This is a genomic window from Streptomyces sp. NPDC043427 (assembly GCF_056436655.1).
Genome location: NZ_JBWKCC010000020.1, coordinates 131,899 through 149,037 on the forward strand (window position 1 = coordinate 131,899; position 17,139 = coordinate 149,037).

Annotated in this window: 14 protein-coding genes and 1 pseudogene; 11 read left to right on the forward strand and 4 right to left on the reverse strand. The window is 72.1% G+C overall.

Annotation, left to right across the window (positions count from 1 at the left end):
* Positions 1 to 6 precede the first annotated feature (6 nt).
* The 3 genes from AC067M_RS28590 (at position 7) to AC067M_RS28600 (ending at position 5,151) form a co-directional block, all read left to right on the forward strand.
* The gene (locus tag AC067M_RS28590) at positions 7 to 2,253 is read left to right on the forward strand and encodes a bifunctional glycosyltransferase/CDP-glycerol:glycerophosphate glycerophosphotransferase (protein ID WP_478699907.1); all 2,247 of its coding nucleotides are present in this window, start codon (positions 7 to 9) and stop codon (positions 2,251 to 2,253) included.
* A complete protein-coding gene (locus tag AC067M_RS28595) occupies positions 2,250 to 3,515 on the forward strand; it encodes a hypothetical protein (protein WP_478699908.1) in 1,266 nt (421 codons plus the stop codon). Before AC067M_RS28590 ends, AC067M_RS28595 begins: the two co-directional genes overlap by 4 nt.
* Positions 3,516 to 3,588: 73 nt before the next feature.
* A complete protein-coding gene (locus AC067M_RS28600; RefSeq protein ID WP_478699909.1) occupies positions 3,589 to 5,151 on the forward strand; it encodes a hypothetical protein in 1,563 nt (520 codons plus the stop codon).
* 14 nt (positions 5,152 to 5,165) lie between these two features.
* Here the strand turns inward: AC067M_RS28600 and AC067M_RS28605 are convergent, their stop codons facing one another.
* Positions 5,166 to 5,579 carry an organic hydroperoxide resistance protein gene (locus AC067M_RS28605; RefSeq protein ID WP_478699910.1) on the reverse strand — a complete coding sequence of 138 codons (414 nt, stop codon included), beginning with the start codon at positions 5,577 to 5,579 and terminating at the stop codon, positions 5,166 to 5,168.
* 119 nt (positions 5,580 to 5,698) lie between these two features.
* Here AC067M_RS28605 and AC067M_RS28610 point away from each other — a divergent pair, with 119 nt between their 5' ends.
* From AC067M_RS28610 to AC067M_RS28625, 4 genes are all read left to right on the forward strand, one after another.
* Positions 5,699 to 6,187, forward strand: a complete 489-nt coding sequence (locus AC067M_RS28610) for a MarR family winged helix-turn-helix transcriptional regulator (RefSeq protein WP_478699911.1) — start codon at positions 5,699 to 5,701, stop codon at positions 6,185 to 6,187.
* An 84-nt stretch (positions 6,188 to 6,271) separates the two neighbouring features.
* Positions 6,272 to 7,252: a UDP-glucose 4-epimerase GalE gene (galE, locus tag AC067M_RS28615; protein ID WP_478699912.1), complete on the forward strand. Its 981-nt coding sequence runs from the start codon at positions 6,272 to 6,274 to the stop codon at positions 7,250 to 7,252.
* 22 nt (positions 7,253 to 7,274) lie between these two features.
* Positions 7,275 to 8,213, forward strand: coding sequence for an ADP-ribosylglycohydrolase family protein (locus AC067M_RS28620; protein WP_478699913.1), 939 nt, complete (start codon positions 7,275 to 7,277; stop codon positions 8,211 to 8,213).
* Between the two features lie 90 nt (positions 8,214 to 8,303).
* Positions 8,304 to 8,597 carry an RNA polymerase sigma factor gene (locus AC067M_RS28625; RefSeq protein WP_478699914.1) on the forward strand — a complete coding sequence of 98 codons (294 nt, stop codon included), beginning with the start codon at positions 8,304 to 8,306 and terminating at the stop codon, positions 8,595 to 8,597.
* Between the two features lie 44 nt (positions 8,598 to 8,641).
* Here the strand turns inward: AC067M_RS28625 and AC067M_RS28630 are convergent.
* Positions 8,642 to 8,749 (reverse strand): annotated as a pseudogene (locus AC067M_RS28630) (DNA-binding response regulator); the annotation flags it as partial.
* A 184-nt stretch (positions 8,750 to 8,933) separates the two neighbouring features.
* Entirely contained in the window at positions 8,934 to 9,560 is a 627-nt protein-coding gene (locus tag AC067M_RS28635) for a TetR/AcrR family transcriptional regulator (RefSeq protein ID WP_478699915.1), read from the reverse strand.
* Positions 9,561 to 9,767: 207 nt separating this feature from the next.
* Between AC067M_RS28635 and AC067M_RS28640 the strand changes: the two genes are divergently transcribed.
* The 4 genes from AC067M_RS28640 (at position 9,768) to AC067M_RS28655 (ending at position 15,522) form a co-directional block, all read left to right on the forward strand.
* Positions 9,768 to 10,679, forward strand: a complete 912-nt coding sequence (locus AC067M_RS28640) for an ABC transporter permease (protein WP_478699916.1) — start codon at positions 9,768 to 9,770, stop codon at positions 10,677 to 10,679.
* Positions 10,672 to 11,481, forward strand: a complete 810-nt coding sequence (locus AC067M_RS28645; protein WP_478699917.1) for an ABC transporter ATP-binding protein — start codon at positions 10,672 to 10,674, stop codon at positions 11,479 to 11,481. The genes AC067M_RS28640 and AC067M_RS28645 overlap by 8 nt, the downstream gene beginning before the upstream one ends.
* A 163-nt stretch (positions 11,482 to 11,644) precedes the next feature.
* The gene (locus AC067M_RS28650; RefSeq protein WP_478699918.1) at positions 11,645 to 13,852 is read left to right on the forward strand and encodes a CDP-glycerol glycerophosphotransferase family protein; all 2,208 of its coding nucleotides are present in this window, start codon (positions 11,645 to 11,647) and stop codon (positions 13,850 to 13,852) included.
* On the forward strand, positions 13,849 to 15,522 hold the full coding sequence (locus AC067M_RS28655; protein ID WP_478699919.1) for a glycosyltransferase family 2 protein: 1,674 nt from the start codon (positions 13,849 to 13,851) through the stop codon (positions 15,520 to 15,522). The genes AC067M_RS28650 and AC067M_RS28655 overlap by 4 nt, the downstream gene beginning before the upstream one ends.
* A 28-nt stretch (positions 15,523 to 15,550) precedes the next feature.
* On the opposite strand, the gene AC067M_RS28660 is transcribed toward AC067M_RS28655, so the two are convergent.
* Entirely contained in the window at positions 15,551 to 17,029 is a 1,479-nt protein-coding gene (locus AC067M_RS28660) for a hypothetical protein (RefSeq protein WP_478699947.1), read from the reverse strand.
* Positions 17,030 to 17,139 lie beyond the last annotated feature (110 nt).

Consider the following 17,139-nt stretch of genomic DNA (forward strand, 5'->3'; position numbering starts at 1 on the left):
TCCGCAGTGCCCCGCTTCAGCATCATCGTCCCCTGTTTCAAGGTCCAGGGCTTCCTGGCCGAGTGCCTCGACTCGGTCCTGGAGCAGTCGTACCGGGACATCGAGGTGATCGCCGTCGACGACTGCTCGCCGGACGGCTGCGGCGCGATCCTCGACGAGTACGCGGCCCGCGACCCCCGAGTGAAGGCGCTGCACCTGCCGGAGAACGCCGGCCTCGGCCGCGCCCGCAACGCGGGAATGCCGCACGCGACCGGTGACTACCTCTTCTTCCTCGACAGCGACGACACCCTCACCCCGGGCGCACTGCGCGCGATGGCCGACCGTCTCGACGAGACCTCGGACCCGGACGTGCTGGTCTTCGACTACGCGCGCACGTACTGGTGGGGCGGCACCCGGCGCAACGTGCTCGCGCACGTGCTGGCCCAGGCCGGGGACGGCACCTTCACCGTGGACGAGCACCCCGAGATCCTCGACCTGCTGATGGTGGTGTGGAACAAGGTCTACCGCCGCGAGTTCGTGCAGGAGGGCGGCTTCCAGTTCCCGCCGGGCTACTACGAGGACACGCCCTGGACGTTCCCGGTCATGCTCAGCGCCGGGCGGATCGCGGCCCTCGACCGGATCTGCCTGAACTACCGGCAGCGCCGCCAGGGCAACATCCTGTCCACCACCAGCCGCAAGCACTTCGACATCCACGACCAGTACGAGCGGGTCTTCGCGTTCGTCGACTCCCGTCCGGAGCTGGCGAGCTGGCGGCCCTATCTGCACCGCAAGATGGGCGAGCACTGTCTCGACATCCTCGCCAAGCCGGACCGGCTGCCCCCGAAGGACAAGGGCGAGTTCTTCCGCCGTACGGCCGAGATGTTCCGCACGCACAAGCCGGCCGACGCGACCGTGGACGGCGAACTGCGGCTGTTGGAGGGTGGTTACCCGGCCTACGTGCTGAAGCGGCAGGCCGGACGGGCCGCCGGGGAGGCGGGGCGCCGGGCGCTGCTGGTGCGCAAGGCGGCGGCCGGACGGGTCAAAGGCGCCTACGCGGCCGCGTACGCCCGCCGCTCCCTGGACCCGAACCTCGCCGTGTACTCGGCGTTCTCCCACCGCGGAGTGCTCGGCGACCCCGCGGCCGTCTACCGCAAGGCGCGGGAGCTCGCGCCGCACATCCGCGGGGTGTGGGTGGTCCGAAGCGAGGAGGAGGCGGCCGAGCTGCCCGACGGGGTCGAGCACGTGCTCCTCGACTCGCTGCCCTACCGCCGGATCACCGCGCGGGCCACCTACTTCGTCAACAACGTCAACTGGCCGGGCACGCTGGTCAAGCGCCCCGGCAGCGTCCACATCCACACCCATCAGGGCACCCCGCTGAAGTACATGGCGGCCGACCTGCTGGCCAAGCCCGGCGCCCGGCACGGCGTCGACGTGCCGCAGATGCTGCGCCGCGCGGACCGCTGGGACTACAGCCTGGTCGCCAACCGCCACTCCGAGCTGGTGTGGGAGCGGGCCTACCCGTGTCACTTCACGTCCGTGCGGACCGGCAGCCCCCGCAACGACGTCCTGGTGGGCGCCCGCCCGGAGGACGGCGCCGCGTTCCGGGAGCGCCACGGCATCCCGGCGGACCACACGGTCGTGCTGTACGCGCCGACCCGCCGTGAGTACCGGCGCGGCGGTCACGTCGACCGCGTCGACCTGGCCCGGTTCGCGGCGGACCTCGGCGAGGGCCACACTCTCGTCGTCCGCCTGCACCCCTCGCTCGCCACCGGTCCGGCGCGCGGCCTCGGCCTCGCTGATCTGCACCGGCGCGGGGTGCTGGTCGACGCGGCGGACGAACCGCACGTCGAGGACGTCATGCTCGCCTCCGACGTGCTGGTCACCGACTACTCGGCCCTGATGTTCGACTACGCCAACCTGGACCGGCCGATCGTGGTCCACGCCGACGACTGGCCGGCGTACGCGGCGAGCCGCGGCGCCTACTTCGACGTCACCGCCGAGCCGCCGGGCCATGTCTCGCGCTCCTACCGGGAGCTGGCGTGGCTGCTGGACTCCGGGAGCTGGCGGGACGAGGAGTCGGCTCGGCTGCGGTCCTCCTTCCGCGAGCGGTTCTGCGAGTTCGACGACGGGCGGGCCGCCGAGCGGGTCGTACGGACGCTGATGCTGGGCGAGCGGATGCCGTCGGCCGTGGACGAGGCAGCCGTCGACGCGTCGGGCGAGGTCAAGGTGCCAGGCCCCGCCACCGGTCGCGACGTACTCACGCGCTCGTCGTGAGGCCTCGCGCCTGGGTGCTCGTCCTGGGCGGTGTGTTCGCGCTGCTCCAGCTCGCGAACGTCACCGGCCGGGACACTCCCGACACCAAGAACTACCTGTCGTACGCCCTCAGTCTGCGCGGCGACAGCAAGCGGGAGGCGGCGGCCGCCACCATCGACTACGCCTGCGCGGGCAAGGCGGCGATCGCGGCCCGCAACCAGAAGGTCCACGTGGTGCGCTTCCACCGCCCCGACCCCACCGAGCGGGTCATGGCGGAATGCCGGGCGGCGGAGTGGCGGAACGTGAAGGCGCGGCTGCGGGCCGGGCAGACCGGCGGGCACACCGTGCCGTTCATGTCGGAGCGGTTCATGCGGATCTTCGAGGCGCGGCCAGGCTATCCGGTGCTCCTCGTGCCGTTCGTCACCGTGTTCGGTGTGACGTGGGGGGTGTGGGCGGCGAGCGTGGTGGTCACGGTCGCGGGCGGGGTGCTGGCGTTCCTGGTGCTGCGCACCCTGCGGGCACCGCTGCCGTCGGCGCTGACCGGTCAGGCCTTGTTCTACGTCCTGCCGTGCGGGACGACCGCCATGCGTCCGATGACCGAGGGTCTGCTGCTGACGCTGACCCTGGCGGCGGTGTGGGGGTGTGCGCTGGCCCTGGACGGCCGGGTGAGGGCGGGGACCTGGCTGGTGGGCGGCTCGCTGGCGGCGCTGTTCACGATCAAGCACTCGCAGGCGCTGTTCCTCGGGGCGTGCCTGATGGTGGCGGGCGTGGCGGTCGCCGTCGACCGGTGGCGGCGATCGGCTGCCTGCCCCGGAGCGGTCGCGGTCGCGGTGGCGGGGTGCTGCGGCGTCCTCGGGACGCTGCTCGTGGCGCGGGCGCTGCACTACCCGTCCGAGTCGGAGAGCCTCCAGGACCTGCTCACCGCCCACTTCGCCCGACCGGACCGCGCCCGTTTGTGGCCGGAGTTCCTGCACCTCCAGGCCAACTTCTGGGTGGAGTGGCTGCGGCGGCAGGCGTGGGAGCCGCTGCTCCTGGCCCTGCTGGCGGCGGGCGCCTGGGGGGCGCTCAGGCGGCGGGCGTTCGGTGCGTTCCTGCTCGCGGCCGCGTTCACGGGGATCCTCACCCAGGCCGGGCACCCCGACATCACCATCTGGGGCGGGCGGCTGATCGTGCTGGTGTGGCTGCTGCCGGTGCTGGGGGTGCCGCTGCTGCTGGAGCCCGACGCGCGCGGGCAGGTGCTGCTGCCGTGGCAGGACTCCGGGCGGGCTCACTCGATGAGGTGATGCACGGTAGGGCTGTTGATGCCGGTGGGAATATACGACCAATGCCCTGTACCTGCGCTTCTGCACCCCTGCGATGAGCGCCGGCCTCCTGACCCGACGGCCGGTGCGCGGTGCCACGGCGTTGCGCGGCGGGCGCGTCTGGCGTCCGACCCCGTACCAGGCCGCCGGCTTCCTGTTCTGGCTGGTGGTGTCGCTGGCGTACTGGCGGGTGCCGCTGTGCTGCGACGCGGGCCAGCACGCGGCGGTCGTCGAGCGCCTCAAGGACCGTCTGCTCCACCCGCGCCATCCGATGGCCGACCTGCCGGGCGCGGGCAGCCCGTACTACTCGCCGTACGCCGTCGCGCAGGGCGCGTTCGCCCGGCTGACCGGTCTGTCCGGCTGGGAGGTGGTGCGGCTCGCCGGGCCGTTCAACCTGCTGGTGCTGCTGACCGGCGTCAACCGTTTCGTGCGGGTGCTGACGCCCCGGCCGTGGGCGCCGGTCCTCGCGCTGGCCACGATGACGCTGCTGTGGGGCACCGAGCGGGCCTGGTGGAGCGGCTACCTCGGGCTGATGTCGATGACCGGCAACCTCGCCTACCCGTCGGCCTTCGCGATCGGACTCGCCTTCTGGGCCTGGGCGCTGACGGGGTCCCGGGCGCGCGACACGCGCCGGGTGCGGTACGTGGGACCGAGCGGCCTGCGCGGCCTCACCGGGTACGGGGTGCTGGGCGCCCTGTACGGGGTGGTCCTGCTGGTCCACCCGATCACGGCGGTGGCGGCGGCGCTGGGCGGCGCGGCCTTCGTCGCCGGATGGCAGCGGGGGTGGTGCCCGGCGCTGGTGGGCCGGTGGGCGCTGGCGGGGGTGGCGGCGCTGGTGGTCGCGTGGAGCTGGCCGTACTTCGACGTGTTCGAACTCGCCGGGGACGGCAGCGTCGACGCGATGCACCGGCGCCTGTACCGGGACCTGGCCGGGCACTTCTGGCTGGCGCTGCTCGGCCTGCCGGCGCTGTGGCTGCGACGGCGCCGCGCGGCGCGCGACCCGCTGGTGCTGATGTTCGCCCTGGACTGCCTGGTCGTGGGGTACGGCTGGGTCAGCGGCCACTACACCTACGGCAGGATCCTCGGACTGACCCTGGTGCCGCTGCAGTTCGCGCCGGCCGTGGAGCTGGCGGCTCCCCGCCCCTGGGGAATGGGCCGCAAGGCACTGTGCGCGATCACGGCGGCGGGGGCCTGCCTGGGCTTCCTCACCGTGCAGGCGGGGGCGGTCGTCCCGCGTTCACTCGATCCCGTCGGCTTCGAGCAGCCGCCACGCTGGCCGACGTACGACTGGGCCGCGCGCTACATCGGGCCCGGCGAGGTCGTGATCACCGACGCCTACTACGCCGTCCACGCGATCGCGGGCCACGGCCCCAACCTCGCCGCGCCCGCCTGGCCCGACGCGGCCCTGGACGAGCGGGAGCGGCTACGCCGCCTCAAGGACGTCCGCGCCTACCTCTCCCCGACGTCGACCCGCGCCGAGCGCACCGCCGTCGCCCGCCGCTACCACGTGCGCTGGCTGTTGCTGACGCGCTGGCATCCGGTGCCCGAGGAGGCGGTGGTGGTGGCGTGGAGCGGACGGACGGGGGAGGTGCTGGCGCGGGTCGCAGGAGCCTCGTGACGACGCGACGGTGACTACTCGACGACGAGGTCGACCTCGATGTTGCCCCGGGTCGCGTTGGAGTAGGGGCAGACCTGGTGGGCCTGCTCGACGAGCTTGCGGCCCGTCTCCTCGTCCAGGGTGTCGGGCAGCTCGACGCGGAGGGTGACCTTGAGGCCGAAGCCCTCGCCCTGCTTGCCTATGCCGACCTCGGCGGTGACGGCGGCCTCGCTGACGTCGACCTTGGCCTGGCGGCCGACGAGGCCGAGGGCGCTGCCGAAACAGGCGGCGTAACCGGCGGCGAACAGCTGCTCCGGGTTGGTGCCCTGCCCGTTGCCGCCGAGCTCCACCGGCATGGCCAGCGCGAGGTCGATCTTGCCGTCGGAGGAAACGGCACGGCCCTCACGGCCGTGGGTGGCGGTGGCGACAGCGGTGTAGAGCGCGTCCATGGAAAACCATCCCTCTCAGGTCCGTTCCGGCGGCCCGGTCCGGCCGCCGCACGACGACAAGTAGAGCACACAATTCAATTGGGCACAACCAAATGGCCCACTCGGGCTATCCTGGAGGCATGACACCGACGACACCGACACCCACCGCCGAGGAGAACTGGCTCCGACTCGACCGCCAGATCTGCTTCTCCCTGCACGCCGCCTCGCGCGCCTTCAACGGTGTCTACCGAGTGATCCTCAAGGACCTCGGGCTGACCTACCCGCAGTACCTCGTGATGCTGGTCCTCTGGGAGCAGGACGAGCTCCCCGTCAAGAAGCTCGGCGAACATCTGCGCCTCGACTCCGGCACGCTCTCCCCGCTGCTCAAGCGCCTGGAGGCGGCCGGCCTCGTACGCCGCGAACGCAGCGTCCGAGACGAGCGCTCCGTGGAGGTGCGGCTGACCGAGGAGGGCGCCGCCCTGCGTGACCGCGCGCTCCAGGTACCGCGCCGCATCGTGGCCGCGACCGGCTTCGGGTTCGACGAGATCCGCGAACTGCGCGAGCGGCTCGACCAGCTCACGGGGGCCCTGGACTCGGCGGCCCTCGAGGAGACGCCGGGCTGCTCGTAGGTGCCCACGAGGCGCCTCCACGCCTGCTTCACTGGTGACCGAACCCGCACATTCACGGGCGAATTGACGAGGGGACGGCCGCACATGACCTGGCTCATCACCGGCGGCGCCGGATACATCGGGGCGCATGTCGTCCGCGCGATGACCGAGGCGGGCGAGCGGGCGGTGGCGTACGACGACCTGTCGACGGGGGTCGCCGAGCGGGTGCCGAAGGGCGTGCCGCTGGTGGTGGGCTCGACGCTGGACGGGGAACGGGTGGCCCGTGCCCTCGCCGCGCACGCCGTCACCGGCGTCGTCCATCTGGCGGCCAAGAAGCAGGTCGGGGAGTCGGTGGAGCGGCCCCTGCACTACTACCGGGAGAACGTGGAGGGCCTGCGCGTCATCCTGGACGCGGTCACGGCGGCCCGGGTCCCGTCCTTCGTGTTCTCCTCGTCCGCGGCGGTGTACGGCATGCCGGACGTGGACCTCGTGACGGAGGAGACGCCCTGCGAGCCGATGTCGCCGTACGGCGAGACCAAGCTGGCCGGTGAGTGGCTGGTACGGGCGACCGGGCGGGCCACCGGCCTGTCCACGGCCTGCCTGCGCTACTTCAACGTGGCGGGCGCGGCGACGCCGGAGCTGGCCGACGTGGGCGTCTTCAACCTCATCCCCATGGTCTTCGAGCGGCTGACCCGGAGCACTCCCCCGCGCGTCTTCGGCGACGACTACCCGACCCCGGACGGCACGTGCGTCCGCGACTACATCCACGTCGTCGACCTGGCCGAGGCCCACGTGGCCGCCGCCCGCGCCCTACGGACCTCCCCCGGCCACGACCTCACCCTCAACATCGGCCGCGGGGAGGGCGTGTCCGTCCGCGAGATGATCGACCTCATCAACGCGATCACCGGCTACGACCGTCCTCCGACGATCACCTCGCGCCGCCCCGGCGACCCGGCCCGCGTGGTCGCCTCCGCCGACCGCATCACCTCCGACCTCGGCTGGAAGGCCAAGCACGACGTCGAGGACATGATTTCCTCCGCGTGGGAGGGCTGGGTACGGCTGCATCCGGAGGCGGCACGGTCGTAGCACCCTTTCGTAGGCTGCCGGGATGACCGACCCGTCCCGCCTCTCCCGCGCCATCGGCACTGTCATCGGCTCCGCCGTGGGCGACGCCCTGGGCGCACCCTTCGAGTTCGGCCCCGAGGGCGCCTTCTCGGCCCGCTTCCCGCACCCCGGCCAAGGCGACGAGATGTGCGGGGGTGGCGGCTGGGACCCGGGTGAGGCGACGGACGACACGCAGATGGCGGTGCTCGTCGGCGAGTCCCTGCTGGAGTGCGGCACCCTCCGGCCACCGGACCTGTTCCACCGCTTCCAGCGCTGGGCAACCGCCGGCCCGAAGGACATAGGCCTCCAGACAGAGGCCGTACTGACCAGCGGCGACCCCTGGGACATGGCCGCGGCCCTGCACTACCAGACCAGCGGACGGGCCGCGGGCAACGGGTCGTTGATGCGTGCCGCCACCTCCGCCGTGCACTTCGCCCGCCAGGGGCGGGACGCCACGATGGACGCGGCCCGCCGTATCGCCGCGCTGACGCACGGGGACCGGGCGGCCTGGGAGGGCACGGCGGTCCTCCAGGAGCTGGTGCGCATCGCCCTGGACGGCGGCGACCCGCTGACCGCCGTCCGGGACACGCTGGCCGAGGTCCACCCCGACCACCGGGAGCGGTACGCCGTCGTCCTCGCCTCCGATTGGCATCCCGACCTGGCGACGGAGTTCAACGGCGCCGTCTGGCCCTGCCTCGGCTCCGCCGTCTGGGCCGTGCGCACCACGTCCACCTACGAGGACGCCGTCCGCGCGGCCATCGACCTCGGCGGCGACACCGACACCGTCGCCGCCGTCACCGGCGCGCTCGCCGGTGCCGTACACGGCATCGATGCCGTACCGCCGCGCTGGACCGAACCCCTGCACGTGCCGCTGCCCGGTTTCGGTGGGCGGGTGTTGGGGGTGGCGGAGCTCGTTGATCTGGCGGGGCAGCTGGACGGCTGAGGTGGGCCCGGGCCGGGCGTGAACCGGTTCGCCGTCAGGTGGCAAGTACAGGTGAATGCCGTCCCCCGACCCCGACCACACGGACCGTCCATGACTGATTCGCCGAGCCGGCCGCCCACCCATGGGCCCGGCACCACCGGCGCCGACCCCGTGGCGGCGGACACCGCACTGGTCGCGGCGTCGCTGAAGGAGCCCGAGTGCTTCGCCGCGCTCTTCGACCGCCACGCACCCCCCATCCACCGGTACGTCACCCGCAGGCTCGGCCGTGACGCGGCCGACGACGTCACCGCGGAGACCTTCCTGACGGCCTTCCGCATCCGCGCCGCTACGACGCCGACAGGGCCGGTGTCCGCCCCTGGCTGCACGGCATCGCCGCCAAGCTGATCAGCCGGCACCGCCGCGAGGAGGTCAGGGCGCTGAAGCTCTGCCTACGCGTTGTCGAGGTACGCCGGCCCGGCGAGCACCCTCCGGTGCCCGCTGTCGCTGGGCGGCAGTCCGAGGTGCAGGAAGACGGTGCCGATGTGCTTGCTGACCGCGACGCCGCCGCCTCGACTCCGGTCACCCTGCGCACGCCGCGCCTCCGCCTCGTTCCCGACGGCCCCCGCGGAGCCCGGCGCCCGTCCGCCACGCGGCGGTCGCGCCCCACCGTGTCACAGCGCCTCGAACGTGCAGCACCGCACCTGAGCCTCTGCGGAAAGCGTCCCGAGCACGGCTCGTGGCTCACAGCGCCTTGATCGCCCCCGCCGTCGCCCGCGCCAGCGCGCCCAGGTACTCCTTCGGCAGCTTCGGGCTGCGGATCACCACCGACCGCCAGTAGAGCGGCCCCGAGATCAGGTCGAGGGCCAGCTCCCGGTCGAGGCCCGCGCGGACCTCGCCACGCTGTTCCGCCGCCACCACGATGCTGCTCGCGACACCGTCCTGCCCCTCCCGCAAAGCCTTCTGCACGGCCTCGTGGATCTCGGGGTTGCGGGCCGCCTCGGCCTGGAGGTCGGGGAGGATCTGCGACGCCACCGGATGACGCAGCGCACGTGACGTCACCTCGTACAGCAGCCGCAGGTCGCCCTCCAGCGAGCCCGTGTCGGGCGCGGGCAGTCCCTGCACGGCGAGCGCCGAGACGATGTCGAGGACGAGGTGCAGCTTGGAGCGCCAGCGCCGGTACACCGCGGTCTTGCCGACGCCGGCGCGGCGGGCGATGCCCTCGATGGACATGCGCGCGTAGCCGACGGCCGCGAGCTCCTCGAAGACAGCCGCGCGGATGGCTTCCGTCACGTCCTCGCGCAGGACGGCCGCTCCGGCGGGGGCCCGGCGGCGGGGACGCGTCTGGGGCTCGTCGGCGTTCGTCGTCATGCGGACCAGCATAGGGCGTTGCGACGATACGGGCCCGTCCCATCGTGGTGCACGTCACGACGAAACGGTTGCGTTCCGACGCCCGATCGGCCTACGCTCACGTTGCGACGATACGGTCCCGTCCCGACGTAAGAAAACGTCAAGAGAAGCGTAAGAAAACGCCGGGCGACCGCCCCCGCACCCCTCCCCCGAGCGAAAGCAGCGGATGTGAGCCAGGTCCTCGACACACCGCCCCTGACACCGCCCCCGGCCGACGACCTCTCGGCCCTGGCCGTCCGTCACGGCCTGTCGGTCAGCGGCGCCCGCCCCTCCCTGCGCGAGTACGTCCGCCAGCTGTGGGCCAGGCGCCACTTCATCGGCGCGTTCGCCACCGCCAAGCTCACCGCCCAGTACAGCCAGGCGAAGCTGGGCCAGGTCTGGCAGGTGATGACCCCCCTGCTGAACGCGGCCGTGTACTACTTCATCTTCGGTGTACTGCTGGGCACCAAGCACGGGGTGCCGGACTACATCCCGTTCCTGGTGACGGGCGTGTTCATCTGGACGTTCACGCAGAGCTCGATCATGGCGGGCACCCGGGCGATCTCCGGCAACCTGGGCCTGGTCCGGGCCCTGCACTTCCCGCGGGCGGCGCTGCCGATCTCGTTCTGCCTCCAGCAGCTCCAGCAGCTGCTGTTCTCGATGGCCGCCCTGATCGTCATCCTGCTCTGCTTCGGCGTGCCGGTGGGCGTGTCCTGGGTGCTGGCGCTGCCCACCCTGGTGCTGCAGTTCACCTTCAACGCGGGCGTCTCGATGATCATGGCCCGCTGGGGTGCGAAGACCCCCGACATCGCCCAGCTGATGCCGTTCGTCCTGCGCACCTGGATGTACGTGTCGGGTGTCATGTGGAGCATCGACAAGCTGACCGCCAAGGACCACCTGCCGCACGTGGTGTCGGTCCTGCTGTCGGCCAACCCGGCCGCCGTCTACATCGACCTGATGCGCTTCTCGCTGATCGACAGCTTCCACGCGAGCCAGCTGCCGCCCCACGTGTGGCCGGTCGCGACCGGCTGGGCGCTGCTCGCCGGCGTCGGCGGCTTCATCTACTTCTGGAAGGCTGAGGAGACGTACGGCCGTGGCTGAGATCGCAAGCTCCACCGTCCCCACCGTCGTCGTGGACGGCGTCGACATCGTCTACCGGGTCAACGGCACCGGCGCGGGGCGCGGCTCCGCGACCGCCGCCCTCAACCGCATGCTGCGCCGCAAGCAGGCCGAGAAGGCAGCGGGCGTACGCAAGGTGCACGCCGTCAAGAAGGTCTCCTTCGTCGCGTACAAGGGCGAGGCGATCGGCCTGATCGGCACCAACGGCTCCGGCAAGTCGACCCTGCTGAAGGCGGTCGCCGGGCTGCTCCCCGTGGAGAACGGCAGGATCTACACCGACGGCCAGCCCTCCCTCCTCGGTGTGAACGCCGCCCTGATGAGCGACCTGACCGGCGAGCGCAACGTCCACCTCGGCGGCCTCGCGATGGGCATGTCCCGTGAGCAGGTCAAGGACCGCTACCAGGAGATCGTCGACTTCTCGGGCATCAACGAGAAGGGCGACTTCATCACGCTGCCCATGCGGACGTACTCCTCCGGCATGGCCGCCCGCCTGCGCTTCTCCATCGCCGCCGCCAAGGACCACGACGTCCTCCTCATCGACGAGGCCCTGGCCACCGGCGACCGCTCCTTCCAGAAGCGCTCGGAGGAACGCATCCGCGAGCTGCGCAAGCACGCGGGCACGGTGTTCCTCGTCAGCCACAACAACAAGTCGATCCGCGACACCTGCGACCGCGTCCTGTGGCTGGAGCGCGGCGAGCTGCGCATGGACGGGCCGACGGAGGACGTCCTGCAGGAGTACGAGGCGTTCACGGGGGCCACGGACAAGGCACCGAAGGCTGCATGAAAGCCTGAAAGGTGACATAAGGCGACAAACGGCCCAACCGGCCCAACCGCACTTATCCCTTTCGCCCCCTTGATGCCACCATGTCACCATGTCAAAGGGTGCATCCGAAAGATCGCACCCCCATGGATGCCCCGGCGGCCACGAGGCGAAGGAGTCCCCCGCGATGCCCGAGCTCAGCGTCATCGTCCACGGACCCAACACCCAGGGGCATCTGACCGGCCTGCTCGACTCGCTGGCCGCCCAGCCCCTCCCGGGCGTCGAGGTGATCGTGGCCGCGGTCGGCGACTGGGCGCGGGAGACCGCGCAGCGGCACACCCCCGAGATGCTGGTGCTGCCCCTGCCGGACGGCACGACCGCAGCCGAGTCCCGGGCGGCGGGGGCCGCGCGCGCGACCGGCCGCTGGCTGCACTTCGTCCACGCCAAGGACGGACTGCCCGCGGGCGCCCCGCACGCCGTCGCCGAACGCGCCGCGGAACTCCCGGACACCGTGGACGTCCTGCTGTTCGACCACGTCCGCTCCACCTGGGAGACCACCGCGGCGCCCTCACCCGACGGCCGTCTCCTCGCCCGCGCGGGCCGCACCGACGTCACCCTCGCCGACGCCCCGCACCTGCTCCGCCTGACCCCGCTCCTCGGCAACCGGGCCGTACGCGCCGAGTTCTGGCGGGCCCACCAGGAGGAACTCACCACGGAGGACGAGGCGTTCGCCGCCCACGCCGTCCTCCTGCGCGCCGACCGGATCGGCTGCCTCGACCAGGTCGCCCACGAACACCGCCGACTGCGCCCCGAGAGCCTCCCCCCGGCCGCCCCCGAGGACCACTACGCCCTCATCGACCGCTACGAGACGCTTCTTCCTCTGGCCAATGACCGCCCCGCCGCCCACGGCGTCCTCTACGACGTGATGGTCCAGGACTGCCTGCGCACCTTCGCCCGCACACCGCTGCCCGAGACTGTGGCACGGGAGTTCTTCCGCCGGTCGTCCGTGGCGGCCCTGCGCCATCGCCCGGCGAACCACCGCCGCCCGGCCGGCCTGGAGGGCGTACGCCGCTCGCTGCTCGAAGAGGGCGCCTACAGCAGGTACCGGGCCTTCCAGGCCGCCAACCGCACCCGCCGCGCCGCCCGGGCCGCCGTACGGACCCGCAAACGGAAGGTCGGCGCGAAGGTCCGCGCCCACCAGTACCGCAAGGCCCTCGACCGCCCGGTCAACCCGCACCTGGCGGTCTTCGCCGCCTACTGGAACCGCGGAGTCGCCTGCAACCCGGCCGCGATCGCCGACAAGCTCACCGAACTGGCCCCGTGGATCCACCCGGTGTGGGTGGTGACACGGGAGAACGCGGCACTCCTGCCGCCGGGCACGGACCACGTCGTCCCGGGCACGCGCCGCTACTGGGAGGTTCTCGCCACGGCGAAGTACCTGGTCAACAACGTCAACTTCGCCAACTCCGTGGTGAAACGCCCGGACGCCGTCCATGTCCAGACCCACCACGGCACCCCGCTCAAGCGCATGGGCCTGGACCAGATGCACTTCCCGGCCGCCGCGCAGGGCCTGGACTTCGACGCCCTGCTGGCGCGGATCGACAAGTGGGACTACAGCGTCTCCGCCAACAGCCACTCCACCCGCATGTGGGAGCGCGCCTACCCGTCCCGGTTCGTCTCCCTCGACCACGGTTATCCGCGCAACGACGCCTACTACACCGCGACCGCCGCCGACGTCCTCGCGGTCCGCGCCCGCCTGGGCATCCCCCCGGGCCGCCGTGCCCTCCTCTACGCGCCCACCCACCGCGACTACGAGGCCGGCTGGACCCCACGCCTCGACCTCGCCGAACTCGCCGACCGCCTGGGCGAGGACACGGTCCTCCTCGTGCGCGGCCACTACTTCTACGGCGGCACCGCCTCCCCCCTCGCCGGCCTGCGCCGCACCGGCCGCGTCGTCGACGTGTCGTCGTACACCCCCATCGAGGAACTCGCCCTCGCCGCGGACGCGCTGATCACGGACTACTCGTCCATCATGTTCGACTACGCCAACCTCGACCGCCCGATCGTCATCTACGCCGACGACTGGGAGACGTACGCCACCACCCGCGGTGTCTACTTCGACCTCCCGGCCGAGCCGCCGGGCCAGGTGGCCCGCACTCAGGAGGAGCTGACGGAGATCCTCACCTCCGGCGCCTGGCGGGACGAGAGCGCGGGCAAGGCGCGGGCGGCGTTCCGGCGGCGCTTCTGCGAGTACGACGACGGACGCGCCGCAGAACGTGTCGTGCGCCGGGTCTTCCTCGGCGCACCCGAGGAGTCGCTGCCCCCGGTACTCCCCCTCGACGAGCGCACCCCGGCACCCAGCCCGCAGGCGGCGGAGGAGGCGAGCAACGCATGAGCACCCGCGGCACGACTCCCGACGTGACGGTCACGGTGATCGTCTACAACGACGCCGAGCGCCTGCCCAGGGCCGTCGCCTCCGTGCGCCGGCAGACGCACCGCGACATCGAGATCATCATCAGCGACGACCATTCGACCGACGACACCCCGCTGGTGGCACGGCGGTTGGCGGCCCAGGACCCCCGTATCCGCCACCTCCGCCTGCCGCACAACAGCGGCGGCTGCGGCGCCCCGCGCAACCGCGCGCTGGAGTCCGCCCGGGCGCCGTACCTGATGTTCCTCGACAGCGACGACGAACTGACGGACAGCGCGGTGGAGTTACTGCTGGCCGCCCACCGCGAGCGGGAGATCGACTTCGCGATGGGCGCGGTGCAGCGCGTGCGCGAGGACACCGGCAACCGTTCGACGTGGATGCCGCGCCTGGTCGCCGAGCGCCGCACCCTGGACGGCATCGAGGCCGATCCCCGCCTGCTCTTCGAGCACCTGGCGACGAGCAAGATGTACACGCGTGCCTTCCTGGACCGCCACGACCTGCGTTTCCCCGAGGACATCCACTACGAGGACCAGTTGTTCACGGCACGGGCGTACTGCCTGGCGAAGTCGTTCACGATCGTCCCGGAGCCGGTGTACCGCTGGTACACCACGCCGTACGCGGCCTCCGACGCGGCGTCCATCTCCAACTCGCGCCACAAGCTGACGAACGTCCGCGACCGCGTCCACGTGCAGCGGCTCATCGACGCCTTCCTCGCCGAGAGCGGGCACGAGTCGCTGCGGGAGGACAAGGACTACAAGTTCCTCAAGCACGACTTCCGCATGTACGCGGGGGACCTGCCGCACCGGGACGAGGAGTGGCTGGCCGCGTTCGCGGAGATCGTGACCCCGTATCTGGCGACACTCGCTCCGGGCGCGTACGCCCGCCTGCCGCGCGCGGAACGCGTGGTCCTCCAACTGGTCCGCGACAACCGTCTGTCCGAGGCCCGCCTGGCGGCCCGCGGTATCGCCCACGGCGCGGCCCCGAGGCAGATCACGACGGACGCCGAGGGCCACGTCTACTGGGGCGACCGCGTCCCGGAGTCCGACTGGTCCCGCCGCGAGCTCGACCTGTCCGACCTGGCTCTGTACACCTGCCCCTTCCCACGGACCCGCTTCCGCCACGAGATCACCGACATCACGCGCGGCCCGGGCGCCTCGGTCGACCTCACCATCCGCACCTACGACCCCGCCCTGCGCCTCCCCGTGGGCCCGCAGCGCGCGTCCCTCCTCCTCTCGCCCGGCCGACGCCGCCTCACCGTCCCCTTCTGCCTCTCGCCGGTCCACCCCGGCCTCTTCGAGGGCCACGTCCACCTCGACCTGGCAGCGGCCCCCTTGCCCCTGCACGGCTTCCACGGCACCCGCCACCCCGTCGTACGCATCCACCACCAGGGCCTGTCCCACACAGCCCTCCTCCTGGCCCCCCTGACCTTCCCCCCCTTCACCACCCGCGTCGACTACCGCAACGGCGCGGCCCCCCACCGACTCACCGTCGAACCAGAACCCCGAGGCCCCGGCCGCCTCCAGATCCACTGGCAGCCCATCGGCATGACGGCCCTGATCCGCCCGGTGGTACGCAGGGCGGCCCGACCCAAGGTGCGACGCGCGGTGCGGTTGGTGTCGAGCCTGCTGAGGTAACGGCACCTCTCGGCCCGGGTGAGACACCTCACCGCACCACCGCGTACAGCACCTGCCCACCCGGCCCCCGAGCCACCACCCGCAGCCCCGGATCCCCCCTCCCCACCCCCGTCCCCCGATCCACAACCCACCGCACCCCATACGCCCGCACGATCTCCCCCCGCTCCCCCGCCGACACCCCCACCGCGAAGTACCTCCGCACCGCCGCCGCCCTCCTCCCCTCATCCGGCAGAAAGAAGTCGGGATACCCGGGCGCCACGGTGTACGCCCCGTACGCCGGAATCTGCCGAGCCACCCGCCCGGCCCGCGCCATCACCACATCCCCGTACCGCACCCACGGCGTGATCCAGTGATACCCCGCCCACGGCTCCCGGTACTTCGCCGCGACCACCCCCGGCAACCACCCCCGCCCCACCACGTAACCGACCGTCCCCACCTGCGTCCACACCCCCACAGCCAACGCCCCGGCGACCACGCACGCCCACCCCACCCGCACACCCCGCCGCCCCACGCCTGCCGCCACCCCCACCACCTCCAGCGCCGCAGCGACCTGCGCCGGAATCAACACCGCCGGCAACGCCCGCCCCCACGCGTAGTGCCCACTCACCCACCCCGCCCCCACCACCACCAGTCCCATCGCAAAGAACAGCACCAACGGATCCCACCGCTCCCGCCACCACCGCACCCCGAGCGCCACCACCCCGACCACCGCCAGCCCGAACCTCCCGACCAGGTCCTCGTACAGCACCCGGTGCAGCGACTCCAGCCCGCCCCCCGCCCCGAACAACGCGAAGAAGTCGTAGTACGGCCACACCCACAGCACCACAACCCCCACCAGCAACCCCACCCCCAACCGCCCCCACACCACCCGCCCGGCCCGCGCCGCGACCACCGTGGCCAGCGCCCCCACCGAGGCGACGACCCCGGAGAACTGGTGGCACAGCAGAATCACCGCCCACAGCACCCCCAACCCACACCACACCCCCCACCCGCGCTCCCCCTCCGCACGCCCCACCACCCCACCCAGCCACGCCCAGAAGTGAAAAGCGAGGCCCAGCGCCAGCACACTCGGGTACGACACCGTCAGCGCCAGGGAGTTCAGCCCCAGGAAACCGCTCCAGTTGAACAGCTCCGTCCCCCACAGGAACACCACGCACAGCAGCGCGAGCGCGGGCGCCGCACGATGCGCGCTCAGCGTCCGGACGTAGCGCCACACCCCCGTCACCAGCAGCCCCAACCCGACGAGCGCCCCCACCCGCAACACCACGAACGCCGAGAACCCCGTCACGCGCGCGAGGCAGCCGAGCAGCAGCGTCCACGGCGAGTAGTACGGGCTCGGCGTGTCCGCGTCGACCAGCGGATTGCCGGGGTCGGTGAGACTGTGCCGCAGCCGTTCGACGGTCGCCGCGTGCATGCCGAGGTCACCGGCCCAGGGAAGCCGGACGACGACCAGCAGCAACAGAACGAGAACGAGGGCGACGGCCGCCCTGGGCACCATGGCGCGCATCCCGCTCGGAGTCACGCGGTCACCTTATCGGAATGACCCGCTTCAGCCCGAAATGCCTCACCGCAGGCAGACCGCCCAACAGCAGGGCGCCCCGAGCCTCAAGGCCCGGG